General features: G+C 59.7%; 16 protein-coding genes and 3 tRNA genes. 8 read left to right on the forward strand and 11 right to left on the reverse strand.

Going from position 1 to position 16,796, the window contains the following annotated elements:
• Nucleotides 1-125 precede the first annotated feature (125 nt).
• Nucleotides 126-563, reverse strand: coding sequence for an ROK family protein (locus tag DXD16_RS09770; RefSeq protein ID WP_233502702.1), 438 nt, complete (start codon nt 561-563; stop codon nt 126-128).
• Nucleotides 564-580: 17 nt separating this feature from the next.
• The gene (locus DXD16_RS09775) at nt 581-1,762 is read right to left on the reverse strand and encodes a pyridoxal phosphate-dependent aminotransferase (protein WP_117655957.1); all 1,182 of its coding nucleotides are present in this window, start codon (nt 1,760-1,762) and stop codon (nt 581-583) included.
• 166 nt (nt 1,763-1,928) lie between these two features.
• Between DXD16_RS09775 and DXD16_RS09780 the strand changes: the two genes are divergently transcribed.
• From DXD16_RS09780 to DXD16_RS09790, 3 genes are all read left to right on the forward strand, one after another.
• Nucleotides 1,929-2,005, forward strand: a tRNA-His gene (locus DXD16_RS09780).
• Between the two features lie 22 nt (nt 2,006-2,027).
• Nucleotides 2,028-2,103: transfer RNA gene (locus DXD16_RS09785), tRNA-Lys, on the forward strand.
• A 43-nt stretch (nt 2,104-2,146) separates the two neighbouring features.
• Nucleotides 2,147-2,222 (forward strand) — tRNA-Lys (locus DXD16_RS09790).
• Between the two features lie 82 nt (nt 2,223-2,304).
• On the opposite strand, the gene dinD is transcribed toward DXD16_RS09790, so the two are convergent.
• The 4 genes from dinD to DXD16_RS09810 form a co-directional block, all read right to left on the reverse strand.
• The gene (gene dinD, locus DXD16_RS09795; protein WP_117583741.1) at nt 2,305-3,165 is read right to left on the reverse strand and encodes a DNA damage-inducible protein D; all 861 of its coding nucleotides are present in this window, start codon (nt 3,163-3,165) and stop codon (nt 2,305-2,307) included.
• Nucleotides 3,166-3,326: 161 nt separating this feature from the next.
• A complete protein-coding gene (locus tag DXD16_RS09800; RefSeq protein WP_117583740.1) occupies nt 3,327-4,853 on the reverse strand; it encodes an FAD-dependent oxidoreductase in 1,527 nt (508 codons plus the stop codon).
• A gap of 256 nt (nt 4,854-5,109) precedes the next feature.
• Nucleotides 5,110-6,114: a GGGtGRT protein gene (locus tag DXD16_RS09805; protein ID WP_055252290.1), complete on the reverse strand. Its 1,005-nt coding sequence runs from the start codon at nt 6,112-6,114 to the stop codon at nt 5,110-5,112.
• Nucleotides 6,115-6,132: 18 nt separating this feature from the next.
• Nucleotides 6,133-6,867: an iron-sulfur cluster assembly scaffold protein gene (locus DXD16_RS09810; RefSeq protein ID WP_006235554.1), complete on the reverse strand. Its 735-nt coding sequence runs from the start codon at nt 6,865-6,867 to the stop codon at nt 6,133-6,135.
• A 403-nt stretch (nt 6,868-7,270) separates the two neighbouring features.
• Between DXD16_RS09810 and DXD16_RS09815 the strand changes: the two genes are divergently transcribed.
• Nucleotides 7,271-8,071, forward strand: a complete 801-nt coding sequence (locus tag DXD16_RS09815; RefSeq protein WP_117655958.1) for a transposase — start codon at nt 7,271-7,273, stop codon at nt 8,069-8,071.
• A gap of 65 nt (nt 8,072-8,136) precedes the next feature.
• On the opposite strand, the gene sufU is transcribed toward DXD16_RS09815, so the two are convergent.
• The 5 genes from sufU to sufC are packed head-to-tail and all read right to left on the reverse strand — an operon-like array spanning nt 8,137 to nt 13,382.
• Nucleotides 8,137-8,571 carry a Fe-S cluster assembly sulfur transfer protein SufU gene (gene sufU, locus DXD16_RS09820; protein ID WP_117583738.1) on the reverse strand — a complete coding sequence of 145 codons (435 nt, stop codon included), beginning with the start codon at nt 8,569-8,571 and terminating at the stop codon, nt 8,137-8,139.
• Complete coding sequence (locus tag DXD16_RS09825) at nt 8,564-9,889, reverse strand: aminotransferase class V-fold PLP-dependent enzyme (protein ID WP_197032756.1); 1,326 nt, start codon at nt 9,887-9,889, stop codon at nt 8,564-8,566. Before DXD16_RS09825 ends, sufU begins: the two co-directional genes overlap by 8 nt.
• Nucleotides 9,886-11,157 carry a SufD family Fe-S cluster assembly protein gene (locus tag DXD16_RS09830; protein WP_117655959.1) on the reverse strand — a complete coding sequence of 424 codons (1,272 nt, stop codon included), beginning with the start codon at nt 11,155-11,157 and terminating at the stop codon, nt 9,886-9,888. Before DXD16_RS09830 ends, DXD16_RS09825 begins: the two co-directional genes overlap by 4 nt.
• Nucleotides 11,157-12,569 carry a Fe-S cluster assembly protein SufB gene (gene sufB, locus DXD16_RS09835; protein ID WP_117655960.1) on the reverse strand — a complete coding sequence of 471 codons (1,413 nt, stop codon included), beginning with the start codon at nt 12,567-12,569 and terminating at the stop codon, nt 11,157-11,159. Before sufB ends, DXD16_RS09830 begins: the two co-directional genes overlap by 1 nt.
• A 12-nt stretch (nt 12,570-12,581) precedes the next feature.
• The gene (gene sufC / locus DXD16_RS09840; protein WP_006235561.1) at nt 12,582-13,382 is read right to left on the reverse strand and encodes a Fe-S cluster assembly ATPase SufC; all 801 of its coding nucleotides are present in this window, start codon (nt 13,380-13,382) and stop codon (nt 12,582-12,584) included.
• A gap of 224 nt (nt 13,383-13,606) precedes the next feature.
• On the opposite strand from sufC, the gene DXD16_RS09845 reads away from it, so the two are divergent.
• The 4 genes from DXD16_RS09845 to DXD16_RS10325 all read left to right on the forward strand — a co-directional run bounded on the left by DXD16_RS09845 (nt 13,607) and on the right by DXD16_RS10325 (nt 16,692).
• Complete coding sequence (locus DXD16_RS09845; protein WP_099431873.1) at nt 13,607-14,038, forward strand: Rrf2 family transcriptional regulator; 432 nt, start codon at nt 13,607-13,609, stop codon at nt 14,036-14,038.
• A gap of 8 nt (nt 14,039-14,046) precedes the next feature.
• Nucleotides 14,047-14,334 (forward strand): nucleotidyltransferase family protein, encoded by a 288-nt coding sequence (locus tag DXD16_RS09850; protein ID WP_117655961.1) that lies wholly within the window; start codon nt 14,047-14,049, stop codon nt 14,332-14,334.
• On the forward strand, nt 14,321-14,740 hold the full coding sequence (locus tag DXD16_RS09855) for an HI0074 family nucleotidyltransferase substrate-binding subunit (RefSeq protein ID WP_117635061.1): 420 nt from the start codon (nt 14,321-14,323) through the stop codon (nt 14,738-14,740). The genes DXD16_RS09850 and DXD16_RS09855 overlap by 14 nt, the downstream gene beginning before the upstream one ends.
• A 137-nt stretch (nt 14,741-14,877) precedes the next feature.
• A complete protein-coding gene (locus DXD16_RS10325; RefSeq protein WP_158606197.1) occupies nt 14,878-16,692 on the forward strand; it encodes a hypothetical protein in 1,815 nt (604 codons plus the stop codon).
• Nucleotides 16,693-16,796: the final 104 nt, after the last annotated feature.

Here is a 16,796-nt window from a genome sequence, read left to right on the forward strand (position 1 = left end):
CGAACAGCCGATCGTGTCAAATTTGGTCTAACAGAGCCTTTTTATTTGAGGGCTTATATGAGGCGTGGTGGCGTCGTTCCGTAGGTCGGATTTGCCGGGCGCGCCACGCCCTGTGGGTGCGTCTGCTACTGAAGCGCCTGTGCGCCCAGGGCCAGGCAGCCCATAATGCCCTGCTTGCCCTCGAGGCTGTTGTTGACGATATAGCTATCAATGTCGGCCATCTCGGGCGTGACGATGTAGCCGTTGAGCATCTCGGCGCACTTCTTGCGTGCGAGCGGCACGATGGGGGTGTGATCGGCCACGCCGCCACCGATGACGTTCTTCTGCGGTGCGTAGCACAGGATGTAGGTCATGAGCGCCTGCGCCAGATAGCCGGCGAGCAGGTCCATGGCCTCCGGGTCATCGGCCATCTCTCCGGCGCTCTTGCCACCCCAGCGCTTTTTAACGCCGGGACCGGCGATGAGGCCCTCGAGGCAGTTGTCGTGGAAGGGACAGCCGCTGTGCTCGCCAATGGTGTCGCGCGGGTCGTGAGTGACCAGGATGTGGCCGGCCTCGGGATGCATTTAGTGCCGGGCCGTCCTTACCCGCGCGGTTTGATTTTATCACGCAGGAACTTGAGGTTCTCCAGTGCTGCGTTGAGCGTCTCGTCTCGCTTGGCAAAGTGGAAGCGGATGAGGTGGTTGACGGGCTCGCGGAAGAAGCTGGAGCCCGGAACGGCGCCCACGCCCACCTTGGAGGCCAGATCCTCGCAGAAGTCGAGGTCGCTGTCATAGCCAAACTCCGAGATATCCATCATCACGTAGTAGGCGCCCTGCGGCACGTTGTGCTCAAGACCGATGCTATCGAGCCCCTGACAGAATAGGTCGCGCTTGGCGGTGTAGAGGTCGAGGACCTCCTGGTAATAGCTGTCGTCGAATTTGAGGGCGGTGACGACAGCTTCCTGCAGGGGAGCGGCAGCACCCACGGTGAGGAAGTCGTGGACCTTTTTAATGCGCTCGGTGATCTGGGCCGGGGCGATGGTGTAGCCCAGACGCCAGCCGGTGATGGAGTACGTCTTAGACAGCGAACTGCAGCTGATGGTTCGATCGAACATGCCGGGCAGCGTGGCCATATAGACGTGCTCGTGGGGCGCGTAGACGATGTGCTCGTATACCTCGTCGGTAATGCAGTAGGCGTCGTACTTTTTGCAGAGGTCGGCGATTAAGGTGAGCTCCTCGCGCGTAAAGACCTTGCCGCAGGGGTTGGACGGGTTGCACAGGACGATGGCCTTGGGATCGTTGTCGCGGAAGGCCGCCTCGAGTGTCTCGCGGTCAAAGTCGAACGCAGGTGGGTTAAGCGGCACGTAGATGGGCTCGGCACCCGAGAGGATCGTGTCGGCGCCGTAGTTCTCGTAGAATGGCGAGAAGATGACGACCTTGTCGCCGGGGTTTGTGACCGTCATCATGGCGGCCATCATGGCCTCGGTGGAGCCGCAGGTGACCACGATGTTCTCGTTGGGGTTGATCGGCATGCCCATAAAGTGCTCCTGCTTGGCGGCAAGCGCCTCACGCATGGCCTGGGAGCCCCAGGTGATGGAGTACTGGTGGTAGAGCGGCTTGGGGTCGGTGGCGATGGCGCTCAGGCTGTTGAGCAGCTGCGCCGGGGGATCAAAGTCGGGGAAGCCCTGTGACAGGTTGACGGCGCCATACTTGTTGGAGATGCGCGTCATGCGACGGATGACGGAATCGGTAAACGTTGCCGTGCGGTTGGAGAGTTCTTTCATGCCGGTCCTTTCGAGCATTTGCAGTGGGGCAAGTTTACTCCTATGAAACCGGTGGGAAATGCTCGAAATGGTCTCGAAAAACTCTTTTCAAAATTCTTGAAAATTGGGGCTTGCATCGCGTGGCGTTCCTTGCAATAATAGTCGAGCGCGAAGCGCACAGGACACGGTGGGTGTAGCTCAGTTGGCTAGAGCGACGGGTTGTGGTCCCGTAGGTCGAGGGTTCGAGTCCCTTTACCCACCCCAGTTCTTGCTTCGTGTTGATATCGGGTCGTTAGCTCAGTTGGTAGAGCAGGGGACTCTTAATCCCAAGGTCCAGGGTTCGACCCCCTGACGGCCCACCACACGATATCTCCTCTAAAGTCCGCTACGACGGACTTTAGCTTTGGGTCGTTAGCTCAGTTGGTAGAGCAGGGGACTCTTAATCCCAAGGTCCAGGGTTCGACCCCCTGACGGCCCACCAAAGATTGTTAAGACGGCCAACTTCGGTTGGCCGTTTTTTTGTTAAAAGTACATGGGGTCGAACCCGTAAGGGCACAGACGCTTTACAAGTCGAGCCTGCCCTGGGGGTCGGTGAATCCGTCTGTACCCTCCTTGAGCTTTTTCTCGTCTGCTTTCACGCGACGTTCGAGCTTCTTTGTATCTTCGGCAGGCGGTAGGTTCTCGGGTACAATTCCGCGGTCGATGAGGCTGCCACGCACGCTTGTGTTGTTCTCGACGTGCTCTTGCTTGATCTGGTCCAGACCGTACAGGTCGTGTTCCTCGGCGTTGAAGGCCGTCATCGAGTTCGTAAGGTCCTTTGCTTTGATGAGAACATCGGCTAGCCTGTCCGCCAATGCCGAGCTCTTGGATACGCCGAGCTGTTGCTTCATTTCCGCCGTGCTTCTGCCGCCGAATAACGCTTCATCGCCCTTCGACTTGATGATTGCGAATCCTTTGGAGTCCACGCCGCGTTTGAACGCAATACCCGAGAGCTGTTTCTCTGAATCAGATAGCGAGTGGCGCGCCTGCAAGCGCTGAATCTCTGCGAAGCGCTGCTCTATGAGCTCTTGGCGGCGCGTCTGCACGGCGAAGTACGCCTGTGCGAGCGCGATTTCTTGCTTGTTTGAATCTCCGTTCTGGGCGATTAAATAGCATGCATAGCGCGTAAGTTTGTAGTCTTTAACCGCGCGAGCGGCGACACCGGCAGTTACCATTTTCGTGGTGTCACGAAAATGGGAATCAACTGGAGTTTTGTTTGTTTCGCACGAGACTTTTGCCCTCTTAACAACTTCGGCAAAGTTCTCCCATCGAGTGTACCCCATGGGTTCCATTAAATCGCGTGCGAGCCAATACTCAACGCCGTCTTCTACATTGGCGTAGCTATCAAGTTCGACACGCCACTTCTCGATATCTCTACTGTCCATATCTCCTCCTCGCTGGCCTATTGTCTATGCGGGCTTTGCCCGCTCCGTATTCAGAATAAGGATACGCTGCCGTACGGACACGAATGGGCCCCGTGCCACTTCGAGCTCACGGGGCCCATAGATATCGATTAGTTGTGTTCTGCTTTAGATGGGTGTTCGAATTAGTCTGCTCGATAGTGCGATCCGAGACTTTCGGTTCGCTTACGCATGGCTTTGATCATTTCCTGTGCTAGTTGAATCTGCGATTGCAGGCGGGCGAGGGCTGCGACTTCGCTGTCCTGGGCTTTCTGTGTGCTCAAGGTCGTTGCCTCCGTCTTCAAGCCCTCAAGCTCGTGTAGTGCCTCGGATAGGCCTGTTTCGGTCCTGTTGATCATGCAATAGGTGCTCATCGTGTGCCTTAGGCTGTGTGTCAGGCGTTCGGCATCTGTTGCGGCTATGCCGTACTGGGGGAGGGCGATATCCGCCTTCAGGGCTGTCTCGGGCTCTTTCTGTGCTGCTTGGGCTGCCGATGCGCCCGCGATGCGCCCGAACACGATGCCGTTGGCGCTTGACAAGCCACCAATGCGGTCGGCGCCGTGCATGCCGCCTGTCGCCTCACCGCAAGCGTAGAGGCCCTCAACGCCCGTTTGCGCGGTCTTATCGATCTTGATGCCGCCGTTAGCGGCGTGGGCATACATCGCAACGCGCATCTCGTCAGTCGGGGCGATGCCGTGCTCGTCTTGCAGCCAGGTGGCAAAGGTCTGCACAAACTCTGGGACATCCTCGCGGGGAAAGTCGTAGTGGAGTGCCAGGCCTTCGACACCTGCCTGATCGATGACGAGATCGATAGCGCGGGAGGCCAAGCGTGACGTGAAGGGACCATATCCAGAGCGCTGCTCGAGCAGGTCGTCCAGCTTGTCGTCGGCAATATCTACCGGCTGGTCTACATGTACGTAGCGCCAGGTTTTCTCGTTGAAGACCAGGTTGCGCTTGGGCTCGATGAAGCCGGGCATCATCTGCATGAACTCTATATTAGTAAGTGTTGCGCCGTGCGCCAGCGCGATGGCCTGCGAGGAGCTGAGCACATCAGCCGACGTAAGGCTGCGCTCGAACAGGCCGCCTGTGCCACCGGTTGCGATGATCGTGGCCTTGGCAGCAAAGGGCACGATTCGATTTTCGGTGAGGTCGTAGAGCATGGTTCCGGTTATTCTGCCGTTCGTGTCCTCAACAAGGTCGATAAGCTCATGGCGGGGGAGCAGGCGAATGCCGAGCGACTCGATCCGGGTCGTCAGAGCGTCCTCAAGGGGCTTGCGGGTGAGGCCGCGCCACATGCGCGTCTTGTGGTCAAAGCAGGGGATAAATTGCTTTTGCTGAGCGCTTTCAGCGCTTTGCGGACGCTGGAGCTCAACACCCAGGTCTTGCTCGAGCCATTCAATTGCCTGGGGAATGCTGTGGACAAACGTCTGGACAAGATCGGGGTCGGCGACGCCGCCACCAACGGTCTGGATGGTATCGATAAGGTCTTGTTCGTCGTCTTCGTTAACGGGTCCGATAAGCCCCAAGCCCCAGGTTCCGGGGAAGAAGCTTGATCCACTCATAGTCTTGCCGGCGCTTGCCACAGTGACGGTCACGCCCGCGCGCGCCGCTTCGATGGCGGCGCAAAGGCCCGCAATGCCAGATCCAATTACCAGTACATCAGTCGATTCCATCGGATTCCTTTCTCGTCCGGCGCATTGTCGCACGGGTGATCGGCAATGGGGCCGCAAAGACTCGGCAAATCGGTAAAGGGCACATATGGCAGGTGGGCGTCATGGGCGTTCTGATGCTCCATCTCATCACATCTCGTATATCGCCCCAACTGATATATCGGCATTAGCTACCCTGCGACAGCTCAAACAAAAAGAGCCGCTACCCGGGTGAGTAGCGGCTCTAAAGCTCAACTATATGAGCATCGCGCGGGCGCGATTAGGCCTTGAGGGCCTCCTCGACGGCGACAGCGCAGGCGACGGTGGCACCGACCATGGGGTTGTTGCCCATGCCGATGAGACCCATCATGTCGACGTGCGCAGGCACGGAGGAAGAACCGGCGAACTGGGCGTCGGAGTGCATGCGGCCCATGGTGTCGGTCATGCCGTAAGAGGCAGGGCCGGCGCCCATGTTGTCCGGGTGCAGGGTACGGCCAGTGCCGCCACCAGAAGCGACGGAGAAGTACTTCTTGCCAGCCTCGAGGCGCTCCTTCTTGTAGGTGCCAGCGACGGGGTGCTGGAAGCGCGTGGGGTTGGTGGAGTTACCGGTGATCGAGATGTCGACGTTCTCGTGCCACATGATGGCAACGCCCTCGCGGACGTCGTCGGAGCCGTAGCAGTTAACGGCAGCGCGGGGACCATCGGAGTAAGGGATGGTCTCGACGACCTTGAGCTCGCCCGTGTAGTAGTCGAACTGGGTCTTCACGTAGGTGAAGCCGTTGATGCGGGCGATGATCTGGGCGGCGTCCTTGCCCAGACCGTTAAGGATAACGCGCAGCGGCTTCTTGCGAGCCTTGTTGGCGTTCAGAGCCAGGCCGATAGCGCCCTCAGCGGCAGCGAAGGACTCATGGCCGGCCAGGAAGGCGAAGCACTCGGTGTCGTCGGAGAGCAGCATAGCGCCCAGGTTGCCGTGGCCCAGACCGACCTTGCGGTCCTCAGCGACGGAGCCGGGAACGGTGAAGGCCTGGATGCCCTCGCCGATGATGGCGGCAGCCTCAGAAGCGGTCTTGGCGCCACGCTTGACAGCGAGAGCGCAGCCGAGGGTGTAGGCCCACTCGGCGTTCTGGAAGGCGATGGACTGGGTGTTGTTGACGATCTCACGCGGGTTGAAGCCCTTGTCGGTGCAGATCTGCAGAGCTTCCTCGAGGGAGGCGATGCCGTTGTCGGCGAGGCACTTGTTGATCTTGTCAGCGCGGCGCTCGTAACCTTCGAACGTAACAGTCATAGTTATTTCCCTCCCTTTCTACTCGTGAACCGGGAACACACTGGCGACAGAGTGAGTCTCCTCGTCGGTGCGCGGGTCGATGTACTTGGCAGCGTTCTCCCACTGACCATAGTGGCCCATAGCGCCAGCGATGGCCTCCTCGGGGGTCTTGCCGGCCTTGACGGCGTCGGTGAACTTGCCGAGGTTCAGGAACTCGAATGCGATGATCTCGTTCTTGTCGTTGAGAGCCATGCGGGTGACGTAGCCCTGGGCGAGCTCGAGGTAACGAGCGCCCTTGGCCTTGGTGCCGAACATGGTGCCGACCTGAGAGCGAAGGCCCTTGCCGAGGTCGTCGAGGGAGGCGCCCACGGGCAGGCCGCCCTCGGAGAACGCGGTCTGGCTGCGGCCGTAAACGATCTGCAGGAAGATCTCGCGCATAGCAACGTTGATGGCGTCGCAGACGAGGTCGGTGTTGAGGGCCTCGAGGATGGTCTTACCGGGAAGGATCTCGGAAGCCATGGCGGCAGAGTGGGTCATGCCCGAGCAGCCGATGGTCTCAACGAGGGCCTCCTCGATGATGCCGTCCTTGACGTTCAGCGTGAGCTTGCAGGCGCCCTGCTGAGGTGCGCACCAACCCACACCGTGCGTAAGACCGGAGATGTCGGAAATCTCCTTAGCCTGGACCCACTTGCCCTCCTCGGGGATGGGTGCGGGGCCGTGGTATGCACCCTTGGCAACGGGGCACATGTTCTCCACTTCCTGTGAGTACTGCATGCCTCTCCTCTCTATCGTGTTGGCGTCCCGTCTGGGGGTCGTGGCTGGCGATTGCCGGGCGACCCTTCGAAAGGGACATGACATGCAGCCCCTATAATACCGCGAAATGCACGGAATATTCGGCGAACGGCTCAGTTTTCGTAGCGAGAAGTCCGGAAGTTTTAATTGAAACGGTTTAACTATATGTTCTGTGGTCGCGAACTTCCGTAGAGGGGGTTCGTCTTGGGCAAGCTTTTGGTCAGCTCTTGTATGCGTTGCGGGGTCTGACCTGTTGCAACGGTGCCGTTCGCCGCCCGTTTACTGCCTTTGGCCGCGCGAGTGTATTGTTTTGCGTGAATGTTTTGATGGCACGCTTCAATCGTGCTGTATTGGATGGCAATCAGATCCCGGCGAAGGGAGCGCCATGCAGCGCGTTTGGAGAACGGTTACCGGCTTTTACCATGTCTGTGCCCGCGGTACGGGCAAGCAGCTCATCTTTGAGGGCGATGAAGACCGGTGGGAGTTTTTGGAGCTGATGCGCGATTGCTGCCGCGAGGCGGGCGTGACGGTTGTCGCCTGGTGCCTTATGGGCAATCACGTGCATTTGGTGCTTGCAGATTACGAGGACGCGATGAGCGCGGCGATGCACCGGCTGCTTTTGACGTACGCGCGGCGGTTCAATAAACGCACGGGGCGCACGGGCCATCTGTTCCAGAACCGTTTTGACCGGCGCTCGCTCGATACCGACCGTTATCTGATGGCTGCCATTCGCTATGTTCACGCTAATCCGCAGGAGGCGGGTATCGCCCTGATCGAGCGTTATCCCTGGAGCAGCTTTGCCGAGTATCTTCGAGCGTATGACAACGATATGACGAGGGGATTTTCGGACCCTTCTTGTGTTCTCGAGCTCTTTGAGTCTGCCAAGGGGTTTCTGGATTATTCTCTGTCGATGCCCGATGGTTCCGATCCGGTGATTCACGATATGGATGAGACGGAGTGGGAGCGGCGTGCGTTTGCCGACAAGATGGCGAAGCGCCTGGGTGTGCCGCTCAACGAACTCAAGACCGTAGCACCCTCGCGGCGAGACGGAATCGTTTTCGCCCTGCACGATGGCGGCTACACGGTGCGCGAGATCGAACGGTATACGGGAATCAGCAAGAGTACCGTCTCTCGTATCGTGCGCGCTTATGCGCGGGTGAATGCTCAGGCTGAGGGCTCGGAATAGAAAATGGCCGAACCACTCTTGTCAAGCGATTCGGCCAACAAAATTCTTAAGATTTGGGACAAATACTACTGATTATTTTGTCCCGTGAGCATGCCGTCGAGGGTGCGCCAGGCGAGCTCGGCGCATTTGACGCGGGCGGGCATGTGCGAGATGTCCTGGAGCTGGGCGGCCTCGTCCAGGTCTTCCAAGTCCTCCTCGGAGAGCTGCTCGCCGCGGATCATGGCGAGGAAGAGCTCTGCCAAGCGGCGAGCTTCCTCGACGGTCTCGCCGGTGATGAGGTCGGCCATGATGTCGGCGCTTGCCTGGCTGATGGCGCAGCCGTGGCCGGTAAAGGAGGCCTCCTCGATCACGTTGTTCTCGACACGTAGCTGCAAGGTGAGCTCGTCTCCGCAGCTGGGGTTGATGCCGTCGTGCTCGTGCGTGGGGGCGTCCATCTCGTACTTGTAGTCGGGGTGCGAGTTGTGCTCCATAAACGTGGTGGAGGTGTACAGATTACCCATTGAACGTGCTCCAAACGTGATGCAGGCCGGCGATGAACTTGTCGATATCGGCCTTGTCGTTGTAGAAGGCCACGCTGGCGCGGCAGCAGGCAAGGTTCTCGACGCCCAGCCAGGTGAGCAGCGGCTGCGCACAGTGGTGGCCGGCGCGAATGCAGACGCCGTCCATGTCCATGATGCTCGCTACGTCGTGCGGGTGGATGCCCTTGACGTTAAAGCTCACGACGCCGTGGTGGTTGTCCCAATAGATGGAGCCGATGATCTGGACAAAGTCGAGCTGCATGAGTTCGCCCATCAGATAGTGGACGAGTGCCTGCTCGCGGGCCTGGATGTTCTCGTAACCCACCGTGTTGACCAGGTAATCGAGTGCGGCGCCCGTGGCGAAGATGCCGGCGGCGTCCTGCGTGCCGGCCTCGAACTTCTCGGGGACGGGAGCCCAGACAGCGTTCTGCTCGGTGACCGAATCGATCATCTCGCCGCCGGTAAGCATGGGCGGCATGGCGTTGAGCAGGTCCATCTTGCCCCACAGCACGCCGATGCCCATGGGGCCCATGGCCTTGTGCGCACTAAAGGCAAAGAAGTCGGCGCCCAGGTCGGCCACATCGACCGGCATGTGCGGCAGCGACTGCGCGCCGTCGACGACCAGGTAGCCGCCGTACTTGTGCACGAGCTTGCCAAGGTTCTTAACCGGGTTCTCGACGCCCAGCACGTTGGAGACCTGTCCCACGGCTAGGATCTTGGTCTTGGGACCCACCTTGGCAAGAACCTCCTCGGTGGTGAGCTGGCCGGTCTTGGTGGGGTAGAGGTAGACGAGCTTGGCGCCGGTCTCGCGGCAGACCTGCTGCCACGGAATCAGGTTGGAGTGGTGCTCCATGATGGTGATGACGACCTCGTCGCCCGGTTCGAGCACTGTGGGCGCAAAGCTCTTAGCGACCAGGTTGAGCGATTCGCTCGTGTTGCGGGTGAAGACGACCTCGTTGGCCTGTGAGGCGCCGATGAGGTCAGCGATCTGCTGGCGGACCTTCGCGATGGCGTCGGTGGCCTCGACGGACAGCGAGTACAGGCCGCGCAGGGGGTTGGCGTTCATGCGCTGGTAGAAGTCGCGTTCGGCGTCGAGCACACGGGCAGGGCGCTGCGCGGTGGCGGCGCTATCGAGGAAAGCGATCTCGGGGTGCTGCTGGAACAGCGGGAACTGGCCCTTGTAGGGGTTGGTCTCGATGTCCACGGTGGGCCAGCCGCGCGAAGCCTCGTCGCTGGCGTCGAGCTCCATGGGCTCGGGGGCAGTACAGGTGTCGCATTTAACGTGCTCGGTGTCGATCATGCGAGCTCCTCTTCAAAGTTGTCGATCAGGTTGTTGCCTAGGCGGACGACGGCGGCGCGGGTGCGCTCGTCGGTGGCGGAAAGCGCGGCGTCCTCCAGCTTGGCGCGGATGAACAGGTCCTCGGCGGCGTTTTGGTCAAGGCCACGGCAGGCGAGGTAGAACAGCTGCTCGTCGCGGACGTGACCGATGGTGGCGCCGTGGTTGCCGGCGACGTCGTCCTCGTCACAGAGAATGACGGGAACGGTCTTGTTGTCGACGCCCTTGTTGGCCAAAAGCACCGTCTCGCGTTCGGTGCCGGTTGCACCCTTGCAGCCGTGCACGAGGTCGATGGTGCCACGGTAGACCTTCTTGGACGTGCCGGTCAGCACGCCGTTGGCGTCGATCTCGCACTCGGTCTTGCGACCGCGGTGGCGCAGCTCGTAGTTAAAGTCGCGCACCTGCTCGCGGGCGCCCAGGTAATCGGTATCGATGGTCACCTTGGCGGTGTCGCCCAGCAGGTCGCCGGCAAGGCCGGTGGCGCTGGCGCCGGCGCCCAGGACGGTGTGCTGCACGTTGACGCGCGCGCCCTCGTCCAGGAACAGGCCGGTGTCGTCGAGTGCGATCCAGCTGTCGTCGAGTGTCTGCGTGCAGGTCACGTTGACGGTGGCGTACTCGTGGGCGCACACGCGTAGCACGGAGCCCACGACACCCTCGCCGGTAACAGGAGAGTCTAGGGCAATATGCAGGTCGAGCGTTGCCTGCGGGCGAGCGACGATGTCGATGGCGGCGATGGCCGCGGCGGCATCGACACCGCTCACACGCACGGTAACCGTGGCGTGCTGGTATGCGGGCACATCGATGACGATGCGCTTGGTAGCGTGCTCGGCCAAGTAGGCGTAGGCAGCCTCGCCCATGCCGGTTTCGAAGGCTTCAGCAGGGGAGAGCTCCTCCTCGAGCTTGATGGCGCCGGCCTGGTAGACGGAGGTGGCGGGCACGTCGAGCTCGGTCTCGGGCGTGATGCGGGCGCGGTCGGCGGCATCACCGGGGGCGGAGGCGCGGCGCTCGGGGAAGCGCTCGGCCATGGCGTTCATGGCGGTGCCAAACGCGTCGGCAGCGCCGGAAAACTGCTCGCCCAAGCCTTCGACCTCAACGGCCTCCGCGGGAGCGGCGGCAAGCTCGTCAGAGAGCTCGAGCTTGGTCTGATTCATTTTCAACCAGCCCCAGGTTGCTGCGGGCATCGCGTTGACCTGCTCGAGCGTGGTAGCAGCGGCGTTGGTTTCCTGTTTCATTATCCGATCGCTCCTTCCATCTCGAGCTTGATCAGGTTGTTCATCTCGACGGCGTACTCCAGCGGCAGCTCCTTGGAGACCGGGTTAGCAAAGCCGTTGACGATCATGGTGCGGGCCTCTTCCTCCGAGATGCCGCGGCTCATCAGGTAGAACACCTTGTCGTCGCCGATGCGGCCGATGGTGGCCTCGTGGCCGATGTCGACGTTCTTGGCGCGGATGTCCATGGCGGGGATGGTGTCGGAGCGGCTCTGGTCATCGAGCATGAGCGACTGGCAGCTCACGGTTGCCTTGGAACCCTCTGCCTTGGGCGTGGCCACGATAGAGCTGCGGAAGGTCTGAATGCCGCCGCTCTTGGAGATACCTTTGGTCTCGACGGTTGCCGAGGTATCGGGCGCGTTGAGCACGACCTTGCAGCCGGTATCCAGGTTCTGGCCGGCGCCGGCAAAGGTGATGCCGGTAAAGCTCGAGCGGGCGCGGCGGCCGTTGAGCACGCTCATGGGGTAGAGGTAGCCCACGTGGCTGCCGAAGGAACCGCTGATCCACTCGATATCGCCGTCCTCGTCCACGCGCGCACGCTTGGTGTTGAGGTTGTACATATTCTTGGACCAGTTCTCGATGGTCGAGTAGCGCAGATGTGCACGCTTGCCCACAAAGAGCTCGACGGCGCCGGCGTGGAGGTTGGCAACGTTGTACTTGGGCGCGGAGCAACCCTCGATAAAGTGCAGGTCGGCGTCGTCCTCGACGATGATGAGCGTGTGCTCAAACTGGCCGGCGCCCTTGGCGTTAAGGCGGAAGTAGCTCTGCAGCGGGAAGTCCAACTTGGTGCCCTTGGGCACGTAGACAAACGAGCCGCCCGACCATACGGCGCCGTGCAAGGCCGCAAACTTGTGGTCGGTAGGCGGGATGAGCGTCATAAACTTCTCGCGGATGAGCGGCTCCCACTGTGGATCGTGCAGGGCTTCTTCAATACCGGAGTAGACGATGCCCATCTTGGACGCCGTGTCCTGCATGTTGTGGTAGACCAGCTCGGAGTCGTACTGCGCGCCGACGCCTGCCAGGTAGCTGCGCTCGGCGTCGGGGATGCCCAAGCGCTCAAAGGTGTTCTTGATGTCGTCGGGCACCGACTCCCAGTCGTGCTTTTGGTCGGTGTTGGGCTTGACGTAGGTGACGATGTTGTCCATGTCCAGGCCCTCGATCGAGGGGCCCCACGTCGGGTCGGGAAAACGATTGAAGATCTCGAGGGACTTTAAGCGCAGATCGAGCATCCACTGTGGCTCGTCCTTCTTGGCGCTGATCTCGCGCACGATGTCGGGCGTGATGCCGGCGTCGAGGCGCTCGAATCCCTCCTCGCCGTAGGTGAAGTCGTAGAGGCTGCGGTCGATGTCCGCGACCTCGGTGCGGTTCTTGGTCATTGCGTCGCCCCTTTACGCCTGCTGCTCGGCAGCGGCGGCCTCGGCCTGGGCGCGCTGCTCGGCGGCCTCGCGCTCGAAGGTCTCAAAGCCGTTCTTGTCGATCCAGGGGATGAGCGAGGCATCGTCCTCGCGCACGATGTGGCCCTTGACCATAACGTGGACGCGGTCGACATCCAGGTGCTCCAGGATGCGCGTGTTGTGCGTGATGATGAGCATGGAGCCGTCGCAGCTCTTGCGGTAGGCGTCCATACCGTGGCTGACGGTGGACAGGGCGTCGACGTCCAGGCCGGAGTCGGTCTCGTCCAAGATGGCGAGCTTGGGCTGCAGCAGCAGAAGCTGGAGCATCTCGACCTTCTTTTTCTCGCCGCCCGAGAAGCCCACGCCCAGCTCACGGTTGAGGTAGGCGGTATCCATGTTAAGCTCGGCCGCGAGCTCCTTGACGCGACGACGGAATTCCTTGCCCTTCATCTCCAGGCCGGGGCGGCCGGCGATACTGGCGCGCAAAAAGCTCGACAGTGGCACGCCGGGGATCTCGACCGGGGCCTGGAAGCTCAGGAACAGGCCGGCGCGCGAGCGCTTGTCGGTGGTGAGCTCGGTGATGTCCTGGCCGTCAAAGACGATGCGGCCGTCGTTGACGGTATAGACGGGGTCGCCCATGACCAGGTGGCCGAGGGTGGACTTGCCGGCGCCGTTGGGTCCCATCAGCACGTGGGTCTCGCCGGCGGCGACGTTGAGGTTGACGTTGTGAAGGATGGTCTTCTCGTCCACGGAGGCGGTCAGACCTTCGATGGAAAGCAGCGGATTTGCGCTCATGCTGTCCCTCTCTGTATATGGTGTACTCATGGGTGTGCGAAACCCTAGGAATCTTCTCGGAATAAAGTTACTATGGGTTCGGCGTTAGTCAAGGGAAAACCCGACTAATCCACTCGACTTTTCAAATTCTGGGACAAAATAACCTGTTGTGTTTGTCCCACTTACTTAAGATTTGGGACAAACAAACTTGGTTATGTTGTCCCAGATGCAATGGGAGGGTAGGTATGCTCATTTCTTCCAAGGGCCGCTATGCCCTCCGGCTGATGATCTATATCGCGGCGCTGGGCGACGCCGAGGGCAAGATCGCCCTGCGCGAGGTCGCCGACCGCGAACGTATCTCGCAAAAATATTTGGAGCAGCTGGTGCGTCCGCTCATGAAGGCGGGCCTCCTTAAGAGCGTGCGCGGCAAGGGCGGCGGCTACATGATGGCCAAGGACCCGGCCGAGGTGCGTGCCGGCGACATCCTGCGCGCCGTCGAGGGCAGCACGGCTCCGGTGGCGTGCGATGGTATCGACAACAGCTGCGCCCGCAGCGATCTCTGCTCGACCGTCAAATTCTGGCGTGGTCTGGACGACGTGATCGAAAAGTACGTCGACGGCGTGACGTTAGCCGACCTTGCTGCCGTCCCCGAGATCAACTTCGACATTAAGCTGTAGGGCTGCAGATGGTATCTCTCGACAAGGTGTACAAGCAAATTGAGATTTTTGCTCGGGAATGTGACGCCGAGAGGGTTGTGCTGTTTGGTTCCCGCGCTCGAGGTGACAACTTGCCTAAGAGCGATATTGACATCGCCGTAGCAGGTTGCCGGGATTTCGACCGTTTCTCATATCTGATAGAGGAGCGTCTTGATACTCTTTTAGATATAGACGTCGTCAATCTGGATGAGTCCTTATCGCAGCAATTGCTCGATGAAATTGCCAGGGATGGTGTGATTCTGTATGAAAAAATATGAGAACTTTGCCAGCGCCTTGGCGAATCTTGAGGATGCACCCAATCAGGATCTTAGCAATGATTTTGTTCAGAGTGGATTGATTAATAAGTTCAACCTTCAGTTTGAACTGAGCTGGAAGCTCCTTAAACGTCTGCTCGAGTATGAGGGCGCCACGCTTGCTGCATCGGGGTCTCCTCGTGCCATCTTGAAGGAAGCCTACCGATTCTACGACTTTATTGATGAGGCGGCATGGCTAGATATGCTCAGAGACCGCAATACGAACGTCCATATCTATGACAACAAGCTCGCTCAAGATTTGATTCAGCGTATCTTGAACGTCTATATCCCCGCTTTCTGTCAGTTGAGAGACGGGCTGATGGGACGCTACGGCGATCTTCTTCTGGTGCCCGACGACCAGTTTGTCTAATTCCTTTAGATTTCGCGGATTTCGCGGAGGGTTGTTGCCGTTTACCGAGGGGTTGTTGTGCAACAACGGGCGAGCTGCAATACTTACTCTTATCTTTGCAAACTGCACTTTAACTACACCAATGCAGGGAGGATCTTATGCAGCCCAAGCATTCTGCTATTGTCGCGGGCCTGACGCTGGCGCTTTCGTTTGGCGCCGTTTCCGTGCCGGCACCCGCCGCTGCCGAGGAGCCCACGCCGGGCGTTGCCTCGGATGCCACCGATATCGATAAGGGTCTCTATACCCAGCAGTCCTTTTCGGGCGTGCTGAGGTCGGTCCAGGGCGTTTCGTTTGTTAACGTGACCCCCGAGATGAAGTACTTTACCAAGTACGAGAGCCATGGCAACTACAACCAGGGCTTTTCGTATGGCGACGGCTATAACGCGCTGGGTTATTACCAGTTCGACCGTCGATGGTCGCTCATTCCGTTTATGAAGCAGGCCTACAACTACAACCCCGAAAAATACAGCATGCTCAAGGATGCGATTGATCGCGGCAGCGAGATTTCCAACACGAGCAATGCCATGTACGAGAACGGCCAGCTCACTGAGCTGGGCCGTATTGCGCAGGAGGCCTTCCAGGGCGCTTATAACATCGATCCTGTTGAGTTCTCAGCTCTTCAAGATGCCTATGCGTACAACTCGTACTATGCGGTGACCGAGGCGTGGCTCAAGAGTGGCTTGGGCATTGATATTTCGGGCCGTGCCGATTGCGTTAAGGGCATGGTGTGGAGCATCACCAACATGTGCGGCACCGGTGGCTGCAGGGACTTCTTCCGTTGGGCAAACCTTTCTAACAGTATGACTGATCGCGAGTTTGTGACGGCGCTTTCCAACAGTGTGGTCAATAACGTGGCGACCAAGTATTCGAGCCAGCCCCAGTATCATGAGGGCTGGAAGAACCGCTACCGCAACGAGCTGAAGGACTGTTTGGTTTATATCGCCGAGGACGAGGCCGCTGCCGCTGCGACGCCCGTGCAGCCCGAACCTACGCCGGCGCCCTCGCCGACGCCTGATTCGAATGACGACTCGAGCGACGATGCCAACGATGACAGGATGGATGCGCCCTCGACCGGTGCTGACGGTGATGGCTCTGCTGATGGCACTACCAACAACGGCTCTACCTCGAACGGCTCCGATTCAAACGGCTCTGCTGCGGGCGATTCGTCTTCAAGCTCTGCCGGCAATACGGACAGCGACGCTTCTGGTTCGACCGGCGCTGGCACCTCTAACCCATCCACCGGCTCGAGCGATTCGTCCGTTGGCACCGGCTCTAACAACGGCTCCGGCTCTGACGCAACCCCTGGTTCCGATGCTTCCAAGGATGACTCGAATAAGGCGCCGGACGTTCCCGTTGCTTCGCCGGACAAGAAGCCTTCTTTCTCCGAGCAGCTTGGTTCTACGCTGGGCTCTTCGCTGATGGCTGGCGTCAATAACGGCTCGACCCAGAACAAGGGCAACTCTGATCAGGTTTCCACGGAAAAGATCGAAGCCGCAAAGGGCGACTCCAAGGACAAGGCTTCCGAGAAGACCGAATCCGATAAGGGTTCTAGCTCTGAGGAGAAGAGCGACAAGTCCGAACAGAAGAAGGACGAGGATAAGAAGTCTGAATCTGAGGAGAAGGACAAGAGCAAGGCCGAGGGCGAAAAGAAACAGTCCGAAGACGACGACAAGAGCGGTGCTGACAACCAGGTCCAAGAGCAAAATGACTCCAAAACGGTGACCACCACGACCACGACGACTACAACTACCAAGTCCTCGGGCGGCAACATGCCCAAGACGGGCGATCTGATTGTGATGGCGAGCCTTGCTAGTGCAAGCTTGGCCACACTGGGCGCTACGTCTATCGTAAGTGGTAAGCATAAGCTCGATCAGCAGAAGAAGGCTTCTGGGGAGGACGGCTCGGAGGAGTAATCTTCCAGATCGTTTTCTATAAGAGTTTGGGACGGGGTCCGGTGCGGCGGCATCGGGCCCCGTTTTTGTTACAGGCTTTAGCCTGTGCGGGGCGCGCAGCGCGC

The organism is Collinsella sp. TF11-5AC, assembly GCF_003436775.1.
In the GTDB taxonomy this organism is placed as follows: Bacteria; Actinomycetota; Coriobacteriia; order Coriobacteriales; family Coriobacteriaceae; genus Collinsella.

What these genes read in the sequence shown, in the direction of transcription:
- DXD16_RS10325 (WP_158606197.1), top strand. Translation starts at nt 14,878, where the DNA reads ATGCAGCCCAAGCATTCTGCTATTGTCGCGGGCCTGACGCTGGCGCTT.
- sufU (WP_117583738.1), bottom strand. Translation starts at nt 8,571, where the DNA reads ATGGGTAATCTGTACACCTCCACCACGTTTATGGAGCACAACTCGCAC.
- DXD16_RS09770 (WP_233502702.1), bottom strand. Translation starts at nt 563, where the DNA reads ATGCATCCCGAGGCCGGCCACATCCTGGTCACTCACGACCCGCGCGAC.
- DXD16_RS09855 (WP_117635061.1), top strand. Translation starts at nt 14,321, where the DNA reads ATGAAAAAATATGAGAACTTTGCCAGCGCCTTGGCGAATCTTGAGGAT.
- DXD16_RS09830 (WP_117655959.1), bottom strand. Translation starts at nt 11,157, where the DNA reads ATGAAACAGGAAACCAACGCCGCTGCTACCACGCTCGAGCAGGTCAAC.
- DXD16_RS09850 (WP_117655961.1), top strand. Translation starts at nt 14,047, where the DNA reads ATGGTATCTCTCGACAAGGTGTACAAGCAAATTGAGATTTTTGCTCGG.
- DXD16_RS09825 (WP_197032756.1), bottom strand. Translation starts at nt 9,889, where the DNA reads ATGATCGACACCGAGCACGTTAAATGCGACACCTGTACTGCCCCCGAG.
- DXD16_RS09805 (WP_055252290.1), bottom strand. Translation starts at nt 6,114, where the DNA reads ATGACTGTTACGTTCGAAGGTTACGAGCGCCGCGCTGACAAGATCAAC.
- dinD (WP_117583741.1), bottom strand. Translation starts at nt 3,165, where the DNA reads ATGGACAGTAGAGATATCGAGAAGTGGCGTGTCGAACTTGATAGCTAC.
- sufC (WP_006235561.1), bottom strand. Translation starts at nt 13,382, where the DNA reads ATGAGCGCAAATCCGCTGCTTTCCATCGAAGGTCTGACCGCCTCCGTG.
- DXD16_RS09810 (WP_006235554.1), bottom strand. Translation starts at nt 6,867, where the DNA reads ATGCAGTACTCACAGGAAGTGGAGAACATGTGCCCCGTTGCCAAGGGT.
- DXD16_RS09845 (WP_099431873.1), top strand. Translation starts at nt 13,607, where the DNA reads ATGCTCATTTCTTCCAAGGGCCGCTATGCCCTCCGGCTGATGATCTAT.
- DXD16_RS09800 (WP_117583740.1), bottom strand. Translation starts at nt 4,853, where the DNA reads ATGGAATCGACTGATGTACTGGTAATTGGATCTGGCATTGCGGGCCTT.
- DXD16_RS09775 (WP_117655957.1), bottom strand. Translation starts at nt 1,762, where the DNA reads ATGAAAGAACTCTCCAACCGCACGGCAACGTTTACCGATTCCGTCATC.
- DXD16_RS09815 (WP_117655958.1), top strand. Translation starts at nt 7,271, where the DNA reads ATGCAGCGCGTTTGGAGAACGGTTACCGGCTTTTACCATGTCTGTGCC.
- sufB (WP_117655960.1), bottom strand. Translation starts at nt 12,569, where the DNA reads ATGACCAAGAACCGCACCGAGGTCGCGGACATCGACCGCAGCCTCTAC.